General features: G+C 67.3%; 21 protein-coding genes. 10 read left to right on the forward strand and 11 right to left on the reverse strand.

Features of this window, described 5'->3' with window-relative positions; all coding sequences use genetic code 11:
- Positions 1–62: 62 nt before the first annotated feature.
- The 5 genes from ACFXJ8_RS02455 to ACFXJ8_RS02475 all read left to right on the forward strand — a co-directional run bounded on the left by ACFXJ8_RS02455 (position 63) and on the right by ACFXJ8_RS02475 (position 3,893).
- Positions 63–1,340 (forward strand): extracellular solute-binding protein, encoded by a 1,278-nt coding sequence (locus tag ACFXJ8_RS02455; RefSeq protein WP_379641992.1) that lies wholly within the window; start codon positions 63–65, stop codon positions 1,338–1,340.
- 60 nt (positions 1,341–1,400) lie between these two features.
- Entirely contained in the window at positions 1,401–2,285 is an 885-nt protein-coding gene (locus ACFXJ8_RS02460; RefSeq protein ID WP_379641993.1) for a carbohydrate ABC transporter permease, read from the forward strand.
- Positions 2,285–3,130, forward strand: coding sequence for a carbohydrate ABC transporter permease (locus ACFXJ8_RS02465; protein ID WP_379641994.1), 846 nt, complete (start codon positions 2,285–2,287; stop codon positions 3,128–3,130). The genes ACFXJ8_RS02460 and ACFXJ8_RS02465 overlap by 1 nt, the downstream gene beginning before the upstream one ends.
- A gap of 52 nt (positions 3,131–3,182) precedes the next feature.
- On the forward strand, positions 3,183–3,557 hold the full coding sequence (locus ACFXJ8_RS02470) for a hypothetical protein (protein WP_379641995.1): 375 nt from the start codon (positions 3,183–3,185) through the stop codon (positions 3,555–3,557).
- 198 nt (positions 3,558–3,755) lie between these two features.
- Positions 3,756–3,893: a hypothetical protein gene (locus ACFXJ8_RS02475; protein WP_379641996.1), complete on the forward strand. Its 138-nt coding sequence runs from the start codon at positions 3,756–3,758 to the stop codon at positions 3,891–3,893.
- A gap of 121 nt (positions 3,894–4,014) precedes the next feature.
- Here ACFXJ8_RS02475 and ACFXJ8_RS02480 read toward each other — a convergent pair whose 3' ends face one another.
- From ACFXJ8_RS02480 to ACFXJ8_RS02500, 5 genes are all read right to left on the reverse strand, one after another.
- Positions 4,015–5,160: an acetyl-CoA C-acetyltransferase gene (locus ACFXJ8_RS02480; RefSeq protein ID WP_379641997.1), complete on the reverse strand. Its 1,146-nt coding sequence runs from the start codon at positions 5,158–5,160 to the stop codon at positions 4,015–4,017.
- A gap of 342 nt (positions 5,161–5,502) precedes the next feature.
- Positions 5,503–6,246, reverse strand: a complete 744-nt coding sequence (locus ACFXJ8_RS02485; RefSeq protein WP_379641998.1) for a class F sortase — start codon at positions 6,244–6,246, stop codon at positions 5,503–5,505.
- Positions 6,247–6,250: 4 nt separating this feature from the next.
- Positions 6,251–7,618: a hypothetical protein gene (locus ACFXJ8_RS02490; protein ID WP_379641999.1), complete on the reverse strand. Its 1,368-nt coding sequence runs from the start codon at positions 7,616–7,618 to the stop codon at positions 6,251–6,253.
- Positions 7,619–7,762: 144 nt separating this feature from the next.
- A complete protein-coding gene (locus tag ACFXJ8_RS02495; protein WP_379642000.1) occupies positions 7,763–8,533 on the reverse strand; it encodes a class F sortase in 771 nt (256 codons plus the stop codon).
- A 13-nt stretch (positions 8,534–8,546) separates the two neighbouring features.
- Positions 8,547–9,869: a hypothetical protein gene (locus ACFXJ8_RS02500; protein ID WP_379642001.1), complete on the reverse strand. Its 1,323-nt coding sequence runs from the start codon at positions 9,867–9,869 to the stop codon at positions 8,547–8,549.
- A gap of 263 nt (positions 9,870–10,132) precedes the next feature.
- On the opposite strand from ACFXJ8_RS02500, the gene ACFXJ8_RS02505 reads away from it, so the two are divergent.
- The gene (locus ACFXJ8_RS02505) at positions 10,133–11,560 is read left to right on the forward strand and encodes an ATP-binding protein (protein WP_379642002.1); all 1,428 of its coding nucleotides are present in this window, start codon (positions 10,133–10,135) and stop codon (positions 11,558–11,560) included.
- 198 nt (positions 11,561–11,758) lie between these two features.
- On the opposite strand, the gene ACFXJ8_RS02510 is transcribed toward ACFXJ8_RS02505, so the two are convergent.
- Positions 11,759–12,199 (reverse strand): DoxX family protein, encoded by a 441-nt coding sequence (locus ACFXJ8_RS02510; protein ID WP_379642003.1) that lies wholly within the window; start codon positions 12,197–12,199, stop codon positions 11,759–11,761.
- Between the two features lie 94 nt (positions 12,200–12,293).
- Here ACFXJ8_RS02510 and ACFXJ8_RS02515 point away from each other — a divergent pair, with 94 nt between their 5' ends.
- Positions 12,294–12,878 carry a TetR/AcrR family transcriptional regulator gene (locus tag ACFXJ8_RS02515; protein WP_379642004.1) on the forward strand — a complete coding sequence of 195 codons (585 nt, stop codon included), beginning with the start codon at positions 12,294–12,296 and terminating at the stop codon, positions 12,876–12,878.
- Between the two features lie 370 nt (positions 12,879–13,248).
- Here ACFXJ8_RS02515 and ACFXJ8_RS02520 read toward each other — a convergent pair whose 3' ends face one another.
- The 3 genes from ACFXJ8_RS02520 to ACFXJ8_RS02530 form a co-directional block, all read right to left on the reverse strand.
- Positions 13,249–13,545 carry a hypothetical protein gene (locus ACFXJ8_RS02520; RefSeq protein WP_379642005.1) on the reverse strand — a complete coding sequence of 99 codons (297 nt, stop codon included), beginning with the start codon at positions 13,543–13,545 and terminating at the stop codon, positions 13,249–13,251.
- 3 nt (positions 13,546–13,548) lie between these two features.
- A complete protein-coding gene (locus ACFXJ8_RS02525; RefSeq protein ID WP_379642006.1) occupies positions 13,549–14,685 on the reverse strand; it encodes a serine/threonine-protein kinase in 1,137 nt (378 codons plus the stop codon).
- Between the two features lie 475 nt (positions 14,686–15,160).
- The gene (locus ACFXJ8_RS02530) at positions 15,161–16,180 is read right to left on the reverse strand and encodes an aldo/keto reductase (protein WP_379642007.1); all 1,020 of its coding nucleotides are present in this window, start codon (positions 16,178–16,180) and stop codon (positions 15,161–15,163) included.
- Positions 16,181–16,336: 156 nt separating this feature from the next.
- On the opposite strand from ACFXJ8_RS02530, the gene ACFXJ8_RS02535 reads away from it, so the two are divergent.
- From ACFXJ8_RS02535 to ACFXJ8_RS02545, 3 genes are all read left to right on the forward strand, one after another.
- Entirely contained in the window at positions 16,337–16,927 is a 591-nt protein-coding gene (locus tag ACFXJ8_RS02535) for a TetR/AcrR family transcriptional regulator (RefSeq protein ID WP_379642008.1), read from the forward strand.
- 592 nt (positions 16,928–17,519) lie between these two features.
- The gene (locus tag ACFXJ8_RS02540; protein ID WP_379642009.1) at positions 17,520–18,665 is read left to right on the forward strand and encodes an acyl-CoA dehydrogenase family protein; all 1,146 of its coding nucleotides are present in this window, start codon (positions 17,520–17,522) and stop codon (positions 18,663–18,665) included.
- Between the two features lie 15 nt (positions 18,666–18,680).
- Positions 18,681–18,842 carry a hypothetical protein gene (locus ACFXJ8_RS02545; RefSeq protein ID WP_379642010.1) on the forward strand — a complete coding sequence of 54 codons (162 nt, stop codon included), beginning with the start codon at positions 18,681–18,683 and terminating at the stop codon, positions 18,840–18,842.
- Here ACFXJ8_RS02545 and ACFXJ8_RS02550 read toward each other — a convergent pair.
- Both ACFXJ8_RS02550 and ACFXJ8_RS02555 read right to left on the reverse strand, forming a co-directional pair.
- Entirely contained in the window at positions 18,808–19,599 is a 792-nt protein-coding gene (locus tag ACFXJ8_RS02550; RefSeq protein WP_379642011.1) for an alpha/beta fold hydrolase, read from the reverse strand. The two genes, ACFXJ8_RS02545 and ACFXJ8_RS02550, sit on opposite strands and share 35 nt — an antisense overlap.
- Positions 19,600–19,616: 17 nt before the next feature.
- Positions 19,617–21,845 (reverse strand): SpoIIE family protein phosphatase, encoded by a 2,229-nt coding sequence (locus ACFXJ8_RS02555; protein ID WP_379642012.1) that lies wholly within the window; start codon positions 21,843–21,845, stop codon positions 19,617–19,619.
- Positions 21,846–21,951 lie beyond the last annotated feature (106 nt).

Raw genomic sequence — 21,951 nt, forward strand, 5'->3', positions numbered from 1 at the left:
GGGCGGTGTCAGGTGGCTGGTACGGACCAGCGCGCCCGTCCGATGAGAAGGCGGTATCTACGGTGAACATCAAGCTTGTGGGCGGCGCCGCTCTCGGCCTTGCCACCATGCTGGTCCTGTCCGCGTGCGGGGGCGGCGGCTCCCAGCCCGCGACGGGTGGCGACTCCACCGGACAGGCAGGCGGCCAGGTCACGCTGAAGATGGTGGCGGCCGACTACGGCGACAACCCGACGGCGGACAACGCGGGCACGAAGTTCTGGAAGTCCGTCGTGGACCAGTTCCAGGCGGCCAACCCCAACATCAAGGTCGACGTCCAGGTCATCTCCTGGAACGACATCGACAAGCAGGTCGCCACCATGGTCCAGAACGGCCAGGTGCCCGACATCCTGCAGACCGGCGACTACTCGGGCTTCGTCAAGGACGGCCTGCTCTACAAGGCCGACGAGGTCCTGTCGCCCGAGGTGTCGAAGGACATGCTCACCAAGTTCGCCGACTTCGGCAAGGTCGACGGCACCGCGTACGGGATCCCGTTCGTGTCCTCCGCTCGCGCGCTCTTCTACAACAAGGAGCTGTTCGAGAAGGCCGGCATCGCCGAGCCGCCGAAGACGTGGGACGAGCTCAAGGCCGCCGCGGAGAAGCTGAAGGCCGCGGGCGTCAGCCAGCCGTTCGGTCTCCCGCTGGGCCAGGAGGAGGCGCAGGGCGAGTCCTTCCTGTGGATGCTGGGCAACGGCGGCGGCTACACCGACGCCTCCGGCAAGTGGACGGTCAACTCCCCGGCCAACGTCGAGGCGTTCCAGTACGTCAAGGGCCTGGTCGACGCGGGCCTCACCACCCCCAACCCGGGCACCAAGGACCGCAAGACGGTCTGGGAGGACTTCGCCGCGGGCAAGGTCGGCATGGTCAACGGCGGCCCCATGTCCATCCCGATCTTCGACAAGGGCGCCGTGAACGGCAAGTACGCCGTCGCCCCGATCGCCGGCAAGACCGGTCCGCTCAACACCACCCTCGGTGTCATGGACTGGATCATGGCGTTCAACAAGAATGGCCACGCCGCCGAGATCAAGAAGTTCTTCGACTTCTTCTACACCGGCGACGCCACCCAGAAGATCGTCGACAACTACAAGCTGCTGCCCGTCACCAACGGCGGCATCCAGAAGCTGTCGGGTGACGAGAAGCTCAAGCCCTTCCTCGACGCGCTGCCCAACGCCAGCTTCTACCCGTTCAAGGACCCCAAGTGGTCCGAGGTGAACACGACGATCAAGCAGACGATCGGCGGGGCCGTCAAGGACGACCCGGCGAAGGTGCTCGGCGACATCCAGAAGGTCGCCGAGGGCAGCTGATCCTCTGGGGTTACGGCCGGCGCTCCCCCGCGTCGGCCGTACTCACATGGAAGGTTCTTCATGAAAAGGTTGCGCGTCCTGGAGCCCCTGGCGTGGATCGGACCGGCGGTGGTGCTGATCGCCCTGGTCGTCCTCTGGCCGGTGATCGAGATGGTTCGGACGTCGTTCCTGGAGGTCAGCCGGTTCGGCGTCGTCCGGGGCTGGAACGGCACCGAGAACTACGACAAGCTCTTCGCCGAGACCGATTTCTGGCCCGTGATGTTCCGCAGCCTCGTCTGGGTGGTCGCGGTCGTCGGGTTCACGGTGCTCATCTCGCTGGCGCTGGCCCAGCTGTTCAACCAGCGCTTCCCCGGACGCAAGATCGCCCGGTGGGCGCTCATCGCCCCGTGGGCCGCCTCGGTGCTCATGACCTCGATCATCTTCAAGTGGATGCTCGACCCCGAGGTCGGCATCATCAACCTGATCAGGCGTGATCTCGGGCTGATCCCTGCGATGGGCGGCGCCGACGCCGACCAGCTCGGCCAGGCCGCCACCGCGTTCCCCTGGTTGATCTTTGTGGCGGTGTTCGTGTCCGTGCCGTTCACCACGTATGCGCTGCTGGCCGGTCTGGCCACGATCCCCTCGGACGTCTACGAGGCCGCCAAGATGGACGGCGCCTCCAAGTTCAGGACGTACTGGTCGATCACGCTGCCGCTGCTGCGTCCCGCGCTGACCGTCGCCGCGCTCATCAACGTGATGAACGTCTTCAACAGCTTCCCGATCATCTGGTCGATGACCCACGGCCAGCCCGGCTACTCCACCGCGACCTCGACCATCTTCATGTTCATCCTCAAGGGCTCGGACATCGGCGAGTCCGCGGCGATGTCCGTGGTGAACTTCGGCATGGTGATCATCCTCACCGCCATCTTCCTCAAGATCTCCAAGTGGAAGCAGGAGGTGGCGTGATGGCCCACTCCCGTCCCGTCACGGGCGGCGCCATGCCGTCGGTCAAGAAGGTGGTCATCGCGGCCGCCGCCTACGTGATCGCGTTCATCTTCCTGTTCCCGTATCTGGTCATGCTGCTGACCGCGCTGCGCCCGCAGAGCAGCCTGCGCGAGGCGTCGTACTTCTCTGCGTCGTTCGACTGGTCGAACCTGCTGAACTTCTGGACCGGCGGCCTGGCCGACAACCTGTTCGTGACGCTGAAGGTGGCGGCGGGCTCGACCCTGCTGGTGCTGGTGGTGGCGCTGCCCGCGGCGTATTACTCGGCCAGGCACAACTTCAGGGGGCGCACGGCGTTCCTGATCCTGGTGCTGATCACCCAGATGTTCCAGCCGACGGCGATGCTCGTCGGCATCTACCGGGAGTTCTACCAGTTCGGCCTGGTCGACTCGACGTGGTCGCTGATCCTGGTCAACGGCGGGTTCAACCTGGCGTTCGCGGTGTGGATCCTCAACGCGTACTTCGCCTCCATCCCGCGGGAGCTGGAGGAGGCGGCGTTCATGGACGGCAACGGCCGCTTCGGCGCGCTGTTCCGGATCACCCTGCCGTTGGCGATGCCCGGTGTGATCACCGCGTTGATCTTCACGTTCATCGCGGCGTGGAACGAGTTCGTGGTCGCCCTGACGCTGACGACCAGCCCGGAGAACCAGCCGCTGACGGTGGCGCTCAACTCCTTCATCGGGCAGTACTCGGTGGACTGGCAGAACCTGTTCGCCGGCTCGGTGATCGCCACCATCCCGGTGATCATCCTGTTCGCGCTGATCGAGCGCAAGGTGGTGGGCGGCCTGACGGCCGGATCGATCAAATAGGGACGAACTTGGTAAAGTCCTCCGCGATCACTCAACGATCTCGGAGGACTCCTTGAAGCTGCGCACCATCGCCGCCGCCGCCATCCTGGGCGCCGGCGTTCTGGTCGGTACGGCAAGCCCCGCCTCGGCCGCCACCTGCTCGGGCAGCCACCTGGACAACTGGCCCATCAAGGGCGGCTACATCAGCGTCTACTACAACTCCTCGACCGGCTACAACTGCGCGATGACCTACACCAACAGGCCCGGCGTCTCGCAGTACATCCGGGTGACCCTCGGCGTCGAGGGCGGCGCGTCGAAGACGGACGCCAAGACCTACAAGTACTACGCGGGCCCCGTCAGCGTGTACGGCAAGGGCAAGTGCATCGAGTTCTACGGGCAGATCGGCAGCAACCCGCTGGAGGGCGTCGGGAACGCCTACTGCGGCTGAATTTAATCCGTTGCGCACCGTGCGGCTCCTGCCCTAACGTCTGAGCCATGCGCCTTTACCTGTGATGCGCGGGGCTGACCGGATCAGCCACCGCCACTCAGCACTTGAGCCCCGTCCATCCAGACGCGGCAGCTGAGCTTGCCCGACCGGCCATCTTTCGATGCGGCCGCGTCGCAAGTTGCGTAAAGGAGCACTCTTATGCGAGTTCGTTCAGGCACGAAGAAGCACGGCACCAACCTCCCCGGCCGGGAGATGCCGCAGATTCCGCGCCAGATACCCAAGATGTCGCAGCGGCCCATCGCGCCGCCGCGCCGCATCCCACCCAAGGGCCGCTGACACAGACGCCGCTGCCCCTCCCCTGTGACGAAAGAGCCGCTCCCCGCGAACAGTTCGCGGGGAGCGGCTTCATTCACAGGCTGCGGCATCCTCCTCGGGATGCGCCCATGGCGTGGACCCGTCAGAGGCGCTCGATGATCGTGACGTTGGCCTGGCCGCCGCCCTCGCACATCGTCTGCAGGCCGTAGCGGCCGCCGGTGCGCTCCAGCTCGTGCAGCAGCTTGGTCATCAGGATCGCGCCGGTGCCGCCCAGCGGGTGGCCGAGCGCGATCGCGCCGCCGTTCGGGTTGACCTTGGCGGGGTCGGCGCCGAGCTCGCGCATCCACGCCAGTGGCACGGGCGCGAACGCCTCGTTGATCTCCGTGACGTCGATGTCGTCGATCGACATGCCCGCCTTCTTCAGCGCCTTCTGCGTCGCCGGGATGGGCGCGGTGAGCATGTAGACGGGGTCGTCGCCGGTGAGGGCCAGCTGGTGGATGCGGGCGCGTGGCGTGAGCCCGTGGTCGCGGACCGCCTGCTCCGAGGCGATGAGCAGCGCGCCGGAACCGTCGGAGATCTGCGACGACGTGGCCGCGGTGATGACGCCGCCTTCCTTCAGCGTCTTGAGGCCCGCCATCTTCTCCAGGGTCGTGTCGGGGCGCGGGCCCTCGTCGTCCTCGACGCCGTTGACCGGGACGATCTGGTCCCTGAAGTAGCCGTTCGCGATCGCCTTGGCCGCCCTCTGGTGCGACTCGAAGGCGAACTTCTCCAGCTCCTCGCGGGTGAGACCCCACTTCTGGCACATCAGCTCCGCGCCGCGGAACTGGGAGATCTCCTGCTTGCCGTACCGCTCGACCCACATCTCGCCGAACGGGAACGGCATGCCCTTCTCCAGGGCGGTCGTGATCGACGAGCCCATCGGGACGACGCTCATCGACTCGACGCCCGCGGCCACGACCAGGTCCTGGGTGCCGGACAGCACGCCCTGGGCGGCGAAGTGGATGGACTGCTGGGAAGAGCCGCACTGACGGTCGATCGTGACGCCCGCGGTCGTCTCGGGCAGGCCGGCGCTCAGCCACGCGTTGCGGGCGATGTCCATGCTCTGGGGGCCGAACTGCATGACGCAGCCCATGATGACGTCCTCGACCGCCGCGGGGTCCACGCCGGTCCTGGTGATGAGCTCCTTCAGGGTGAGCGCGGCCAGATCGGTGGGGTGGACGGTGGAAAGGCCGCCCTTCTTCTTACCGACGGGGGTGCGAACCGCCCCGACGATGTATGCCTCAGCCACAGTGCCTCCCGGGGTAAAACCGAGCAACATTCGGTCAGTGAGAGGTTACAACAGAATGTTCCTCTGTGCCTGTGACGGCCGCCTCTCTCCGGGGGCTCTCCCCTTCTGGTACGGCTTCCGCCGGGTTGAGGCCACCGTGGGATGACGGTCACCGCCCGTCCATCACGCGTACTCCAGCACGACTTCGGTTCCCGCCGTCACGTCGCACCCTGAGACGGGCGACGTTGCGGCGCCCGGCCGGAGTCCTGCTGGGGTGGCGTGATGGACGGGCGGTCAGGGGTGACCGCGGTGGGCTGGGGCGGGCTTGCCGTACAGAGAGGATCTGAGCCGCGGCGCGGCGGGTCAGGATCGGTGCGAGCTCGTCATCGTGGCGTAGACGATGATGTTGTCGGTGTAGTGGCCCGTGCTGCGGTTGTAGATCCCGCCGCACGTGATCAGGTGCAGCTGGGCGTTGGCCTGGTCACCGTACACACGCTGCGTCGGGAACGTCGCCTTGCCCGCCTGCTCGACCCCGCCCACGGTGAACACCGCCGTCGTGCCGTCGCGCCGCTTCACCTCGATGACGTCGCCGTTGCGGATCTCGCCGAGCCTGCTGAACACCGCGCTCCTGGTGCGCGTGTCCTTGTGCCCCAGCATGACCGCCGGACCCGCCTCGCCTGCCGTGGACCCGTGCCGGTACCAGCCGACGAGGTTCGGGTTGTCGATCGGCGGCGTCTGGATCGCGCCCTTCCTGTCCACGCCCACCGACGTGACCGGTGCGTTGACGCCGAGCCGCTTGATGATCACTCTGATCGGGTTCGACGGCTGCATCGGCGGCGCCGGAACCACCTGCGGCAGCGGCGGCGGGACCGTCGGCGGCGCCTCGAACAGCGCCTGCTGCGGCTCGCCCGACTTGATCGCGTCGGGCTGACTCGACAGCGACAGCGACTGCCGCCCGTCCGCCAGGCCGTACTCCTCGGGGCTCATCAGCATGAACACCAACCCGACGACCACGGTCAGCACCCCCGCCACCGCCGCGAAGATCAGCGTGGACCGCAGGATCTGGCTGCCGCGATCGTCATAGGGCTCGGGATACTGTCCGCTCACCGGGTCACCCCCGAGGTGCGGTACGGCGACGCAGCACCAGCCCGCCCACAGCGGCGGCCAGCACGATCAGCGAACCGCTGACCACGAACATCCGCCCGTCGGGGCCCAGATCGCCACCGCCACCGGTCTCGGCAGCACCCTTCGGCGTCTTGGTCACCTTGCCGTTGCCCGCGCCGACGGGGGTCTGGGTGACGGTCGCGGTGACGGTCCGAGTCGGCTTGGCCGTCGGCGTCGGCGTCGGAGTGGGCGTCGGGGTGGGCGTGGTGCCCGTCCCCGCGCTGACGGTGAGCGTGTAGGTCTTGAGGTTGGCCGCGTTCTGAACCTCGCACCGGATCGCCGGGTCGGTTCCGCTGGCCGCGTTGGATCCGAAGTTGACGGTCCCGGGCTTCACCGTCGCCGTGCCCGCCGTCGCGGACGTGGTCTTCATGTTGACGACGCTGGTGATGGCGGGCAGCGGAACGATCTGGCCGGCCGTGATGGTCCCCGTGGCACCCTCGCCGGTGGCCGAGGTCAGGTTGGTGATACCGGTGAGCGTGGCGTAGGGGAAGATCTTCGGGCTCAGGGTGCCGGTGGTCGGCGCCTTGAGCTCCTTGCCGGTGACGTAGGTGCCCTTCCACCCGATGAAGAACTGCTCGTTCGTCTTGGCGGTGGTCGGCATGGTCAGTTCGACCTTGATCTGGACATCCTGCGTGTCCGTGGTGCCCGGTCCCGTGCACCTGTAGGTGACGATGTCCTGCGTGCCGGTGCCGCCACCGGTTCCGCCGACCGTGGTCGTCAGGCTCGCCGGGTTTGGCGTGCCCGCGATGCAGGTGGTCTCAGTCTCCGTGGTCTGGCCACTTGGCGTCACACTCAGCCAAAGGCTCGTCGTGGTCGGGACTGGCTTGGCGGCCACTGACGTCGCCCCCGCGTCGGGCTTCGCATTTACTGTCTTCGGCTGGGTCGTCGGCGAAGAACCACTCGGCACCTGAGCGCCGAGGTTGAGCTCCTGATCCCATGTCAGATCAGTACCGGCCGCGCCTTCTGCGGAGGTCGCGCCAGTGACATCGAGATCCGCCTCGATCACGATCTTCGACCCAGCGTTGATGAGCTGGTTCGCCTTCATGGAGACGAACTCCCATTTGATGGAAACGTTGGCGCCGGTCGCCACGTTGTCAGGCATGGTGATCTTGGCCTGAACCGTGTCAGTGCCCGCGAAGAGGCCGCCCGTGCAGTTGAAGGCGATGGTCATCGGCTTGTCCACGGCCGCTGCTGTCGACGCCTCCGCTGGTGCGGACAGGCCGGCGATGGATCCGACGAAGAGAGCCAGCGTTCCCGCGAGCCCCAGGGCAGAGGTCTTCAGGGCGAGGCGGCGCCGCGCCACGGACTTCAGCACTGTCTCTCTCCGTTCCAACAGCAGGTGACCACTTCAACTGGCGTAACAGGATTCCAGTCCATGGTCACGGTTCGGTAGAGATCCTACGAACTGTCCCTGTGAATCGTCTTGAAACTCCAAAAATCGCCCCAAATTGCCCCGCCGTCATCCCTTCTTCTTCGACAGGGTGGCGTACACGACGACGTTGTCCTCGTAGTGACCGTTGGCGCCGACCATCCCGCCGCACGTGATCAACCGCAGCTGGGCGTTGTTCGTGTTCCCGTACACCCGCTGCGTCGGGAACGCCGACTTCTTCACCTGCTCGATCCCGCTGACCGTGAACCGAGTGACCTTCCCATCGGTCCGGTACACGTAGATTTGGTCACCCTTGGCCAGTTCCTTCAGCCGCCTGAACACCGCCGCACCGCGCTTGGTCGTCGCGTGCCCGTTGATGATCGCCGGGCCCTTCTCGCCAGGGACGGGGCTGAAGCGGTACCACCCCGTGAGGTTCGGCTTGGACAGGGGCGGCGCCTGCAGTTCGGCCTTGGCGTCGACGGTCACGCTTCCGATGGGCGCGTTGACCTTGATCTTGGGGATCCTGATGCGCAACGGCTTCGCCTTGCCGTTCCGCTTGATGGGCGCCACGACCGCGCCGGCAGGCAGGGGCGGCGGCGCGGACAGCACGGCCGGAGCCAGCGGCGAGTTCGGCCCGCCCGGCCCCACCGACGGGAGCACGAACGAGTTCGCCACGTTGTACAGGCCGACCGTCTCAGCGCTCTGCCCCGACTGCGCGAGAGGCGCGGTGCCGCCGGAGCCGTCGTCGACCGGCGTGATGAACGACAGCAACCCCGCCATGATGGCCGCCACACCGCCCAGCGACCCAGCGATCAGGAGCCCGGGAAGGGCCTTGTTCAGCAGCGACTTCTGCTCGGTCATGATCCGCCCTCCCTCAGCGCCGGTTCCCGGCGTGCGCGGCACGCCGCCGTCTCATCACAAGTCCGCCGGCGACGCTGCCGAGCAGCAGCACGCTGCCTCCGGCCATCAGCGCGTACGGCTGCCGCGAAGGCTCGGGCGCCTCACCGGACGGCACGCCCCCGAACGGCGTCTTCTTCACCTGCGCGGCGACGTAGTTCGTCGCCGTCGGCCCGGTCGACGGCTTGGCCGTCGGCGTGGCGGTCGTGGTGGTGGTCGTATTGCCGTTCACGATCACCAGCCGGTCGGCCGTGGTCCGGTCGTTGTTGGTTCCGGGATTGTGGTTGCCGTTGTCGTTGTTCTGACCCGGCTGGGTGGTGCTGTTGGTCGGGGTCGGCGCGGGGGTCGTCGGCGTCGGGTTCGGGGTGCTGGGCGTGCTGGACGGCGACGAACCCGGCTTCTCCTTAACCGTCACCTCGATGGACACCGGTGCGCTCACGATCTTGCAAGTAGCCCGATGGAAGTCGGTCGGCACTGCGGCGGTGTTTGTCGTCACGCGGAAAGCATCGAGCCATGCCTTCTTGTCCGAGGCGTTCTCGATCTTGATCGTGTGCTGGCCGTATGGCAGGTTCTGCGGCGACTTCCACAGCGTGAATCCGCCGTTGCGCACCTCGTTCACCGGGTCGTCGTTCGCGTCCCGAGAAGGGTCCTCCACAGCCCTCAGCACGTCGTCCAGGTAGATCTTGACAGGGCCACCTTCGCGGTCATGCGGACCGATGTACTGCACACCGGTTCCGGTGAACTTCAACTCGGCCGTGTCACCCTGCGAGGAGGTCTCGTGGAAGTCGTTGTGGATATGGTGCTCAGAGGACAGCCGGTCGTTGAATTCGGTCCACCCGCCAACGTAGGTGATCACATGATCGCGCGGATTGTCCTCGTCGTTGCCGTTGTTGACGGTCGCCTCCCCGTTTGGAGGCGCGAAGTCGACCACGATGTCCTTGGGCTCGATCCTGATTACACCAGCCCGGTCGATCAGGTTCCGATCGGCAATTCCCGAAAGCAATGGCAGCTGGTCGTCCGCCCGCAGCTTGTCCTTGATCACATTGGTGCCGGTGGGCTGGAGGATGCCTTGCCACGCACCGGTGACCTGCACGTTGCCCAGGACGTTCATCTGCGCGCCCTCGGCGTAGAAGCCAGGCGACGAGAACCAGCCGTCCCTGTAGGCCAGCGACCACTTCAGATCGAGCGCACCGCCCACGATCAGATCAGTCGCGAAAGTCAGCTGAGTCCGCAATCTGATCGGCTTGTACTTGGCGATGGAGTAGCCGTTGGCACCCTCGCACTCGTAGTCGATGACCACGTCAGCCGGTGCGGCCGACGCCGGAGTGGACGGCAGGACCACGCACACGCCCGCCACCAGCCCTACCGATCCGGCTGCTAATGCGCTCCGCCAACGAGCCACCGCACACTCCGATCTCACTCAACGCCAAGGGGAGATCTTAAGGTTTCAAACAGTTGCGACACAGGCGAAAAACGCGACAAACGACACTTGTGATGAACCCGTGTCCACCACACAAGGTCGAAGTACGCTTCGACGAAGTACGTTCCTACCTTTGAGGAACCATGATCCCCAAGCCCGGGCCCGTCTTCGCCCGAGACTTCGAGTGGCGCCATCTGTCGGCCTTCACCGAGCGGGCGGGCACTCGCCCTCAACTTGGTGTCGTCAGCGGACGCCTACGTCAGGGAAAGACCTTCCTCCTGGAAGCACTGGCCCGGCAGGTCGACGGCCTGTACTTCGGGGCGACAGAGGCGACGGAGACGGAGTCGCTCCACCTGTTCTCCCAAGCAATGGCCGACTACACGCGAGTCGACGTTCCGGTCCGGTTCGCGAACTGGGACGAAGCCATCAGGCACCTGTTCGCCATCAGCGCCGAGAGAGGCGCACTGATCATCATCGACGAGTTCCCCTACCTGAGCAAGGTCTCTCCCGCCCTCCCGTCGATCATCCAGCGGGAGATCGACAGGGCCGTTCCCAAGGAGGCGCTCGTCTCCCTCCTGCTGTGCGGTTCCGCGATGTCCGTCATGGGCGGACTCCTCTCAGGAAGCGCCCCTCTCCGCGGCCGGGCATCCCTCGAACTGGTCGTGCGCCCCTTCGACTACCCGCTCGCCGCGCAATACTGGCGCCTCGCCGACCCTCGCCTGGCAGTGCTGGTCCATGCGGTGGTCGGCGGCACGCCTGCCTATCTCCGCTTTGTGAACGATGAGACACCCGCTGACCTCGACGACTTCGACGACTGGGTCCGGCGCACCGTACTGGACCCGGGTACCCCTTTGTTCCGCGAGGCGCGGTACCTCATGGAGGAGGAGGCGGACGTACCAGACACCGCTCTCTATCACTCGGTGCTCGCCGCCGTGGCGAACGGCAACGCGACCCGAGGTGGCATCGCGAGCTACATCGGCCGCAAGACGGCCGACATCGGCCACCACCTCAACGTTCTGGAAGACAGCTGCCTCCTGCGCCGCGAGGTCGACGCCTTCCGCCCAGGCCGTTCCGTGTATCGGGTGTGTGAGCCGCTGATCAGCTTCTACCAAGTCGTCATGCGCCCCCGCTGGTCGCTGCTGGAGAGTGGCAGGGCCGCCGCAGTGTGGCAGGACGCGCGGACGAGGTTCAAAGGCCAGGTCGTGGGACCTCACTTCGAGGACATGTGCCGCGCATTCGCAAGGACGGAGTCACTCTTCGGCGAACTGCCGGGCGAGGTCGCCGCGGGAGTGGTCGCCGACACGGCGCGACGAAGCCAGATCGAGGTCGACGTGGTGGTCTTCGCGGCGACCGAGCCGGGAAAACCGCGAAGAATCCTTTCCCTCGGCGAGGTGAAGTGGGGCACTCGCATGAACCAGGGCCACGCCGACCGGCTGGCGCGAGCCCGCGACCTGCTGGCCGAGAAGTACGACGTGCGCGACACCGTCTTGTCCCTGTACGGCGGAGCGGGCTTCGACCAGGGGATCACCGGAGCCCGCACCTTCGACCTGCGTGATCTCTACTCCGCATAGCGAGCAGCACGACATGCCAGAGTCGACGTGCTCCAGACCAACCCCCGCGTCGGGGATCCCCTACGCCAAAGCCCTCGGTGGTGACGAGCACGGTGTGATCGAGGTCGTCGATGTCGGGGGTCATGCCTGGAGGGTTCGTGATCCTTTGAGGCTCGATGACGTGCGTGTTCGGTGTGCCAAGGAGTAATCGGCTCTGGTCTACGCGGCTGCGGCGATGGCAGCGGCGACGAACAGCACCTGCAGGGCGGTGCGGACGGGCAGCGGAGTCACCGGCTTTCCCGCCAAAGTGAGGCCGCGGCGCGCCGCCGAAACGTTGGCCGGAAACATGGCGATCATGAGCAGTGCAAGCCCGATCGCGGCGTACGGCGCGAGCGGCGGAAGCAGCAGCCCGGCCGCGCCGGCCAGTTCCAGTACCCCGGTGATGGTGACCAGCAGGGCCGGCCGGGGGAACGCCGCAGGGATCATCGCGACGAAGTCGCGCCGCCACGAGGGCAGGAAATGCGGCACGCCGGTGACAACGAACATCAGGGCCAGAGCGCCACGCAGCGCGGGCTGCCAGCCGTCCAGCATGTCCACGCCGGCCAGGCCGAGCAGCCGCAGGGCGACGAAGCCACCGATCAGGGCGATGAACGGGACCATCCCATCCTCCAATCTTGTCATCGGCAAGATTGGAGCAGGCTCGCCATCTTGTCAATGCCAAGATAGGGTGAGGCCCGAACATCAAAGAGCGGAGGTGAGGGAGATCAATCAGCCGGCCTACCATCACGGCAACCTGCGACGGGCCATCCTCGACGCCGCCCTTCAGGCCATCGGCGAGTCCGGCCCTGCCGGGTGGAGCCTGCGTGAGCTGGCCCGGCGTGCGGGCGTCTCGCATGCCGCGCCTGCCCACCACTTCGGTGACAAGGCGGGACTGTTGACGGCCGTGGCCGCCGAGGGGTTCGAGCTGTTCGCCGACAGCCTGGAACGCGCGGCCGAGGACGTCTTCGCGGTAGGGGTGGCGTACGTGCGCTTCGCCATCGACTACCGGCCCTACTTCGAGGTGATGTTCCGTCCGGAGCTGTATCGCGCGGACGATCCGGGCATGCGAACCGCACGTGAGCGTGCCGCCCATGTGCTCGTCACCAGCGCCGGCAGACTATCGCCGAGCCCGGCGCAGGACCGGCTGACCACAATCGCCGCATGGTCGCTCGCCCACGGTTTCGCCGGCTTGTGGCTCAGCGGCTCCCTTCCCGAAAGCGCCCATGGCGATCCGGAGGCGATTGCCCGCTCGCTCGTCCAACTTGTGTTCGGACCGGCGGGCAGGAACGGATCGGAGTAGCGGCCATCAGGCGACCCACCTGGTGATACAGCCCTCGACGATCCAGGTCGTCCCGCTCCCCGGAAACCTCGCTCCAGGTGCAGCCGACTCCGGTCATCCGTACAAAGGCAGACCACCAACTAGGCAACCAGCACCGTCGGCGCTCGCGTATGAGTCCCTGGCCACCGCGAGATTCAGCGGTGAACGAAGCCGTCTCGACTCCCCCAGATCTCCAGAACGAACTCGGACCATGGCCTCCAGTGCAGCGTAGGACGAGATCGCCGACTGGTACGAAGAGGAGTTCCTGGACCAGACAGCAGAACGATCCGCTGGGGCTCGATCGCACGCTCCGCGATCTGCGCGGGCCGGGCGGCGGGGTCCGGACTAAGTGTCAGCGTCGGCGTACGGCACGCAGGTCCTTGGCCAAGGCAACCACGGCGAAGGCGATGAGCCCGTTGACGTAGGCGATCAGGCAGATCACCACCCCGCTGAGCTCGAGTTGCTCCCAAGCCGAGATCGCCAGGGCTACCACCCCGATGAGCAACAACGGCTGCAGCGGCAGGATAGTGACCGCCGTCAGGACCCGGTGCTCCCCGAAGAACCGCCGGCATCTAGCCCCCAGGAGCCAGGCCCAAGCCGAGAGTCCGGCCAGGACGAGCACGGCCACGAGCATGACCATCACACTCATTCGTCAGCCTCGTTTCGCCGCGGACCGGAGCGCCAGCACGACAAAGATTCCCGTGACCGGCCAGACACCCATCCCCAACCAGAAGGGGATCGCCTCCCCGGCGATCTCCGAACGGGCGAAGGAGTTGTCATAGATCGCGAACCCGGTCACAGCGGTCGCCAGCATGACGACGAACTGCGCCGCCACGGCCAGACCGATCGAGCGGCCCTGCGGAGCCTCCGCCCCAGCGCCTCGCGACGTCGGAACCCGCCCCCCAGAGGCCCGTGACTGCGGAACCTGAAGGACCTGCGGCTGCGGGGTTGGCGGCCGATGCGGAGGCGCCGGTTCCGGCCGGCCGCCCACGAGGTGCTGCAGCACCTGGTCGACGCACGGGCGCGACTCCGGCTCCTTGGCCAGGCAACTCACCAGCAGCCCCCGCAGTTCCTCTGGGACGCCGTCGAGATCGGGCTGAACGGTGAGGATGCGGTTGAACACGGCCGGGATGCTGTCCTGCCCGAACGCCGGCCTGCCGGTGGCCGCGAAGACCATCGTGACGGCCCACGAGAACACGTCCGACTTCGGACCGATTTCCCGGCCCCCGAGCTGTTCGGGCGACATGTACGGCGGGGTGCCCACGATCGCGCTGGAGAGCATGGTCGTGGCCTCCAGCGCCCGCGCGATGCCGAAATCGACGACCCTGGGCCCGTCCAGGGCGAGCAGGACGTTGCTCGGCTTGAAGTCGCGATGCACGATGCCGGCCTGGTGGATGGCCTGCAGTGCGGCCGCCGTGGCCAGCATCAGTCGTTTCATCCCGCCGACGTCGCGGGCGCCCTCCCGGGTGATCAGCTCCTGCAGGGAGTCTCCGGCGATGTACTCGCTGACGATGTACGGCTGGTCTCCTTCGATGTCCACGTCCAGGATGCGTGCCGTACCGAAAGATCCCACGGTGCGGGCCGCGCGCACCTCCCGCATGAAGCGGCGGCGACTGTCGTTGTCCTGGACCAGGCGCGCGTGCAGGACCTTGACCGCGACCTGTTCGCCGCTGGGAGCCACGCCCAGGTAGACCGTGCCCTGGCCGCCCTCGCCCAGCAGGCCCGTCAGCCGGTAGGACGCCATCTGCACCGGGTCGGAAGGTCGTAACGGGCGTGGATTGGTGGTCACCAGACTCTTATATCTCACTCCCGCACCCAGCCGATCTCACTGCCGAGCAGCCCGCTACGGCGAGAGGCACGCTGACATATAGTCCGCGCAACCACTGACATCCGAAGTGTCAGTGGTCGACGCGGACTAAATGTCAGTGGGTTCCGGCCAACACGAATCGATCCCGCCGGAATTCACCGCCCATATGCGCCCTTACAGAGAACTCCGACTGGACTGGGGCTCGCGCCTCTCCATCGGCCCGGCGGTCTGACCTTCGAGTGGACCGGTGGGCGGCCGGCGCAAGCCGTACGCTGCTCTGGCCGTCGCCTTCGGCTAGGTCATCGGCTTCATCCGTCGCCGGCATCACTCCGTCGGGTTCAAGAGATTCCTCGTGGCGGGTGCACCCGCGATCTTCTGCGCGTTCGCGGTGTTCGAGTCGGACGTGGAAGTCCTTCCGTTCAGCTTCTTTGCCTGGTTGGCGCGGTGGACCCGGCGGTCAGCGGCGCCGCAGTGCCGGGTCGAGCAGCGCGGGCGGAGTGTCGTTCTTCTCGTGCGCGGCCAGGTCGGTGCCCGGGGCGACGATCGCGTCGATCGCGTCGAGCACGTCGGCGGAGAGCATGGTTTCAGCGGCGGCGAGTTGCGAGTGCAGGTGGTCCAGTGTGCGGGGACCGATGAGCGCGCTGGTCACGGCAGGGTGCGCGGTCACGAATCCGAGCGCGAGCTGGATCATGGTCAGGCCGGCCTCGTCGGCGACCTTGGCCAGCTGCTCGACGGCATCGAGCTTGGCCCGGTTGGAGGGGACGGCAGTGTCGAAGCGTTGCGGCATGAACGTGGAGCGGCTGGTGGTGATGTCCCGGCCCTCGCGGATCGCGCCCGACAGCCAGCCCGAAGCCAACGGGCTCCACACCAGCACACCGAGCCCGTACTGCTCGGTCACTGGCAGCACATGGGTTTCGATCCCGCGCTGCAGGATCGAGTAGCTGGGCTGTTCGGTGACGTAGCGGCTCAGGTGATACTCGCGAGCGGCCCACTGGGCCTGCACGATGCGGTATGCGGGGAACGTCGAGGAGCCGAAGTAACGGATCTTTCCCGCGCGCTGCAGGTCGGTCAACGCCGACAGGGTCTCCTCGTCGCTGGTGCTCGGGTCCCACCGGTGGATCTGGTAGAGATCAACGTGGTCGACACCGAGGCGGCGCAGGCTGTTGTCCAGCTCGGTGACCAGCCAGCGGCGCGAACTGCCCTGATGGTTGTGCCCGTCACCCATAGGCAGGCTCGCCTTCGTGGCCAGCACGATGTCCTCGCGTCGGCCGGTGATGGCCTTGCCGACCATCTCTTCCGACTCGCCGCCGCTGTACGCGTCGGCGGTGTCGATGACGTTGATCCCGCCCTCAAGAGCGGCATCGACGATGGCGGTGACCTCGTCCTGGGTGGTGCGCCCGATCTTGCCGAAGTTCATCGCGCCGAGCGCGAGGGAGCTGACCTGCACGCCGGTGCGGCCCAAGGTGCGGTACTGCATGACCGTGTTCCTCCGTTGCGGATGAAGCGTGGTGGCAACGCATGGTTTGGTTGTCGGCCCCTGCTCATGGCATCATGAGTAAACGGAACCATGTCCCGCTTAACGATATGGAACGTTGTCCCGTTTAGCAAACTCGGCAACGGAGGGAAGGATGCGGTGAACGACAGCGACCGGCGCACAGGGCAGGCAGCCCGGCCCAAACGAGCGGACGCCCGGCGTAACGAGGAAACTCTGCTCGACGCGGCCGCCGCGATCTTCGTCACGTCAGGCGTGGAAGCGCCGGTACGCGACATCGCGGCCAAGGCCGGCGTCGGGACGGCCACGATCTACCGCCACTTCCCAACTCGGGCGGACCTCATCATCGCCGTCTACCGCCGCCAGGTCGACACCTGCGCCGAGGCCGGCCCGACCCTGCTGGCAACCAGCCAGACACCTCACGTCGCCCTCGGACGGTGGGTCGGCCTCTTCGTCGACTTCCTGGTCACCAAGCATGGCCTCGCGGCCGCACTGCAGACCGACAACGCCGGCTTCGAAACGCTGCACGCCTACTTCCTAGACCGCCTCCTGCCGGTGTGCACCCAGCTCCTCGACGCTGCCGCCGCCTCCGGTGAGATCCGCCCCGACCTCAACGCCTACCAACTCATGCGCGGCGTCGGAAACCTCTGCATAGGCGCCGACAGCGACCCCCGCTACGACGCACGCCAACTGGTCGAGCTCCTCGTTGCAGGACTACGCCAACCGCGCTGACCGTGGCACCCGTGAATGACGGGCCCACCAACTCGGGTCGGCGTCACCACGGGCAAAGTAGCTCCGTGTGACGGGTTAGGTTGGCGATCGCCGGTCATCGCGGTCGCGGTGCTGTGTCTGTCGGGTCGCGCCGACAGGCCTCCGAGGAGCTCTCTGGCGCAGTTGGCGACGGCGGGGGTGCAGCGGTGGATGCTCGACCGCTTCGCGGAAGGCGGTGGCCCCGCTCCCGTGATGCTCGCGATCAGAGCCCGCAAGCCCGCATGACCTTCCCGACGCAGCCAGCGAAAGCGCGCCACCACGAGGGCCCACGCCATGCCAACCCAACATGTTCATCAGCATGTTAGCTATCAAGCTAACGAACATGCTGGAGGCCGCCGCCCCACCATCACCGCCCGGGGACGCCGCCACACCCTCAACACCCCACCGCCAACCGTGGTCAACGGGGGCCGAAGGGGGCGGGAGCCCCCTGGAAAGGCCAGCCCCGAAGCCATCCGCGCGAAGCGCGCCACCACGAGGGACCGAGCTTATAGGGGAGCGCATCCAAGAACAGAATCGTATTCTGGTTGCCACACCCCACCATGGAGGCGACCACATGCAGCGAGACCTCTTCGACGAGGAGCACCTGCTCTTCCGGGAGACCGTGCGCGAGTTCATGGCCCGCGAGGTCCTCCCCCACCACCCCCAATGGGAAAAGGATGGCATCGTCCCGAGGGAGGTGTGGAAGAAGGCCGGCGAGCTCGGCATGTTCGGCTTCTCCGTCCCCGAGGAGTACGGCGGCGCGGGCGTCACCGACTTCAGGTACAACGCGGTCATCGTCGAGGAGATCATCCGCTCCGGCGCCTCAGGCCTCGGGTTCTCGCTGCACAACGACGTGATGGCCCCCTACCTGGTCGATCTCACCAACGACGAGCAGAAGCAGCGCTGGCTGCCTGGTTTCGTGTCGGGCGAGCTGATCACCGCGATCGCGATGACCGAGCCCGGGGCGGGCAGCGACCTGCAGGGCATCAGGACGACCGCGGTCCGCGAGGGCGACCACTACGTCGTCAACGGGCAGAAGACGTTCATCACCAACGGCATCAACGCCGATCTCGTCGTCGTGGTCGCCAAGACCGATCCCGAGCAGGGCGCGAGGGGCACGACGCTGCTGGTCGTCGAGCGCGGCATGGAGGGCTTCACGCGCGGCAGGAACCTCGACAAGATCGGCATGAAGGCTCAGGACACGGCCGAGCTGTTCTTCGAGAACGTGCGGGTTCCGGTGGCCAACCGGCTGGGCGCCGCCGACGGCGAGGGTTTCGTCCAGCTCATGAACAACCTGCCCCAGGAGCGGCTGTCGATCGCGGTCGCGGCGGTCGCGGCGGCGGAGGCGGTGCTGGAGCAGACGATCGAGTACTGCAGGAGCCGCCAGGCCTTCGGCAGGAACATCGGCAGCTTCCAGAACACCCGGTTCGTGCTGGCCGAGCTGGCCACCGAGACCGAGATCGCCCGTCACTACGTCGACAAGTGCGTCGTGGCGCTGAACGCCAAGCAGTTGTCGGTGGTCGACGCGGCCAAGGCCAAGTGGTGGACCACGGAGCTGCAGAACAAGGTGATCGACCGCTGTCTGCAGTTGCACGGCGGCTACGGCTACATGATGGAGTACCCGGTCGCGAAGGCGTGGGTGGACAGCAGGGTGCAGACCATCTACGGCGGCACCACCGAAATCATGAAGGAGATCATCGGGCGCTCGTTCGGTCTGTAGACCATACTGGTCGATATGGACGGCGGCCTGATCCTCCTGGTTTTCCTGGCGTTGCTGTTCGCCTGGGGCCTCAATCGGGTACGGCGGGCGCTGCGGCTGAGCCCGGTCGGCTATGTCGGTGTGGTGGTCGTGTTCGTGATCGTCATGCTGGCCATCTGGGGGCAGAGCCTTCGATGATGACGCGGGCGACGAGTTCGGGGTCGTCGCTCATGGGCACGTGCCCGCAGCCGTGCAGCAGCTTGACCCGTTGCCCTGACCACTTGGCCGCCCGTACGGCCTGCCGCCGCGGCAGCAGCCGGTCGTGCGCGCCCCACGCGATCGTGATCGGCGACTTCGGCGGCCCTGGCGGCATCATGCAGGAGAACGACTCCAGCGTCGGGTAGAACCCGGGGGCGGAGGCGAGCGCCTGGGTGGCGGCGGCCAGGGCGACGGGGTCGAGCCTGGACGGGTGGGCGACCAGGAGGGAGGCTCCGGCGAACCCGGCGGCCTCGGAGGACAGCACGCGGGCGCCGAACGCGCTGCGAGCGGCGGAGGCGGCCGAGGCACGCATCGAGCGCAGCACGCTCTGGCACCACAGCAGCTCGCCGCGCGACCAGAACCCGGCGGGAGAGATCGCCGTGGCCGTACGGACCACTCCGCGGGAAGCCAGCTCCAACGCGATGTAGCCGCCGAGGGAGTTGCCCGCCACGTGCGGCTCCCGCACGTCGAGCAGGGCGCAGAACGACTCGACCGCGTCGGCCAGCGCCTCGGCCGTGTACGGCGTGCCGGCCGGCAGCGGCGGCGAGTCGCCGAACCCCGGCAGGTCGACGGCGATCACGTCGCGGGAGGCGGCGAGCCGATCCAGGACGGGCAACCACGCCTGCCAGTGGTGGCCGATGCCGTGGACGAGGATCAGCGGCGGGCCGCTGCCGCGCCGCTCGAAGGCCAGCTCCATGCCATCGAGTGAACCACTCACCTGCTGCGCGTGGGAATCTCGAACCAGACGGCTTTGCCTTCCTTGGTGGGTCGCGACCCCCACCGCCTGGCGAGCTGGTCGACCAGGTAGAGGCCGCGGCCGCCCTCGTCGTTCTCGCCGGCGCTGCGGATGCGTGGCAGGCGCAGGTCCTGGTCGAACACCTCGACCCACACCGACTCCTCGCCCCTGCGCAGCCTGAGGGTGAAGGTCTTGTCGCCGACCAGTTCCTCCTCGAAGCCTGGCACGTCCCACGACTCCTCGAACGGCAGCGGCGGCCCGTCCACGGCGAGCTCCCTGCGCGGGATGCTGGCGGTGGCGGCGTGCAGGACGACGTTGGTGACGACCTCGGAGACCAGCAGGCAGGCCAGCTCGGCGCGCTCCTCGGGGACGTTCCAGCCGGTGAAGGCCTCGGCGGCCATCCTGCGGGCCTCGCTCACCATGATCGGCTGGGCGGGGAACTCGCGCTCCTCGACGTCGAGGTCGTCCTGGCTGGCGCGCAGGACGAGGATGGCCATGTCGTCGTCGATCTCGCCGGGCACCGCGCGGGTGGCGGTGTCGGCGATGCGCTCGACGTTGTCCTTGGTGCAGGCGGCCAGCTTCTCCTGCAGGATGCCAAGCGTCTCCTCGTCGGAGGGCATCCGCCCGCCGAAGTCGCGCCCCGGCCGCCGGTCGACGAGGCCGTCGGTGTAGAGGACGAGGGCCGCGCCCGGGGGCAGCGTGCGGGTCTCCTCCTTGTAGACGAGGTCGGCGTGCATGCCCTTGGCGCGGACGCCGAGCGGCTGGCCGACCTCTTCGATGGCCATCTCCAGGCACCGGCCGTCATGCAGGAGTAGCGGCGGCGCGTGGCCCGCGTTGGCGAACGACAGCTGCCGCGACCAGGCGTCGTAGACGAGGTACTGGCAGGTGACGATGGGCGGGACGCTGATGTCGGCGCCCGACTCGTCTTGTTCAGGGGTGGCGATGATGCGGGTCCACTCGTCGAGCCTGGCCAGGATGTCGGCGGGCGGCTTGTCGTCCTGGGCGAAGGCGCGCAGCGCGGCCCGCAGCTGGCCCATGATGGCCGCGGCCTTGGCGCCGCGCCCCTCGACGTCGCCGATCACGATGCCGACCCGGCCGGCCGACAGCGGGATCACGTCGTACCAGTCGCCGCCGACCTGGGTCTGGATGCCCTGGCCATGGGAGGCGAGGGGGGCCGCGGGGTAGTAGCGGACGGCTATGTCGAGGCCGTCGAGGGTGGGCAGGGCCCTGGGCAGCAGGTGCTTCTGGAAGGACTCGGCGGTGTGCCGCTCCTCCTCGAACAGCAGCGCGTTGTCGACGGCGAGGGCGACGCGGGTGGCGATCGCGCCGACGAAGTCACGGTCGAAGGCGTCGTAGTGGGGGCTGCGCCGGTCGGTGAGGTTGGACAGGCCGAGGTACATCAGCCCGAGTGTCTCGCCGCGCACGCACAGCGGGGCGACGACGGCGGAGGTCATCCCGATCTCGCCGCACAGCCGCGCGCTGCCCTCGTGGGGGCTGGGGAAGCTGCTGGAGGCGAAGTCTTCGACCAGGATCGTCTCCTGGCGGCGCATCGCGGTGTCGGCGTAGTGGCCGGCCGGGTAGCGGATCTCCGAGCCGACCGGCTTCCACGTGTCGGGCGGCGGGGTCCAGCCCTGCACGTGCTGGGAGACCCTGCGCACCAGCCGTTCGCCCTCCATCAGCTCGATGAAGCAGTGGTCGGCGAACTGCGGCACCAGCATCTCGGCGACCCGCTTGAGCGTCTCCTCGACGTACAGGGAGCCGGCCAGCCGCTCGCCGATGCGCTCCAGCAGGCCGAAGCGGTCCTTCTCCCGCTCGTTGCTGCGCATGGCCTCACGGGCGGTGATGACGATGCCCGTCACCGAGCCCGAGTCGTGCCTGAGGGGGACGGCCTGGGCCCGCACGTAGATCATCGTGCCGTCGCCGCGCTTGACGTCGAAGGTGCCCTCCCACACGCCGCCCTTGAGCACATGCTTGGCGAGGTCGACGGCGAGCGGGTGGTCCTTCTCCATGATCCCGAGCGAGAGGACCGAGCCCTCGCGCACCGAACCCTTGCCCTGGCGGCCGAACAGCTTCTCCGCGAACGGGTTCCAGTAGAGGAGGTTGCTGAAGCGGTCGGTCACCACGACTGCCATCTCGGCATGGTCGAGGACCGACGAAGCCGACAAGAAGTCGGCCGCTTCCTGGGACAAATCCCCCCAACGTTTCATCCGGCGACCACTCCTTGGGGAGGCATGTGCGCAAAGCGAACCACGGGCGCTCCTGCAACAGTCGTGTCCGGGGAGTGAAGGGACTCCCGTGTGGGATTCAACCAAG

The sequence above is a fragment of the Nonomuraea sp. NPDC059194 genome (assembly GCF_042754765.1).
Classification (GTDB): domain Bacteria; phylum Actinomycetota; class Actinomycetes; order Streptosporangiales; family Streptosporangiaceae; genus Nonomuraea.

Excerpts from the sequence above, each read along its gene's own strand:
- ACFXJ8_RS02460 (WP_379641993.1), top strand. The coding sequence starts at position 1,401 with ATGAAAAGGTTGCGCGTCCTGGAGCCCCTGGCGTGGATCGGACCGGCG.
- ACFXJ8_RS02530 (WP_379642007.1), bottom strand. The coding sequence starts at position 16,180 with ATGCAGTACCGCACCTTGGGCCGCACCGGCGTGCAGGTCAGCTCCCTC.
- ACFXJ8_RS02495 (WP_379642000.1), bottom strand. The coding sequence starts at position 8,533 with ATGACCGAGCAGAAGTCGCTGCTGAACAAGGCCCTTCCCGGGCTCCTG.
- ACFXJ8_RS02510 (WP_379642003.1), bottom strand. The coding sequence starts at position 12,199 with ATGGTCCCGTTCATCGCCCTGATCGGTGGCTTCGTCGCCCTGCGGCTG.
- ACFXJ8_RS02520 (WP_379642005.1), bottom strand. The coding sequence starts at position 13,545 with ATGAGTGTGATGGTCATGCTCGTGGCCGTGCTCGTCCTGGCCGGACTC.
- ACFXJ8_RS02550 (WP_379642011.1), bottom strand. The coding sequence starts at position 19,599 with ATGGAGCTGGCCTTCGAGCGGCGCGGCAGCGGCCCGCCGCTGATCCTC.
- ACFXJ8_RS02545 (WP_379642010.1), top strand. The coding sequence starts at position 18,681 with ATGGACGGCGGCCTGATCCTCCTGGTTTTCCTGGCGTTGCTGTTCGCC.
- ACFXJ8_RS02505 (WP_379642002.1), top strand. The coding sequence starts at position 10,133 with ATGATCCCCAAGCCCGGGCCCGTCTTCGCCCGAGACTTCGAGTGGCGC.
- ACFXJ8_RS02475 (WP_379641996.1), top strand. The coding sequence starts at position 3,756 with ATGCGAGTTCGTTCAGGCACGAAGAAGCACGGCACCAACCTCCCCGGC.
- ACFXJ8_RS02555 (WP_379642012.1), bottom strand. The coding sequence starts at position 21,845 with ATGAAACGTTGGGGGGATTTGTCCCAGGAAGCGGCCGACTTCTTGTCG.
- ACFXJ8_RS02465 (WP_379641994.1), top strand. The coding sequence starts at position 2,285 with ATGGCCCACTCCCGTCCCGTCACGGGCGGCGCCATGCCGTCGGTCAAG.
- ACFXJ8_RS02540 (WP_379642009.1), top strand. The coding sequence starts at position 17,520 with ATGCAGCGAGACCTCTTCGACGAGGAGCACCTGCTCTTCCGGGAGACC.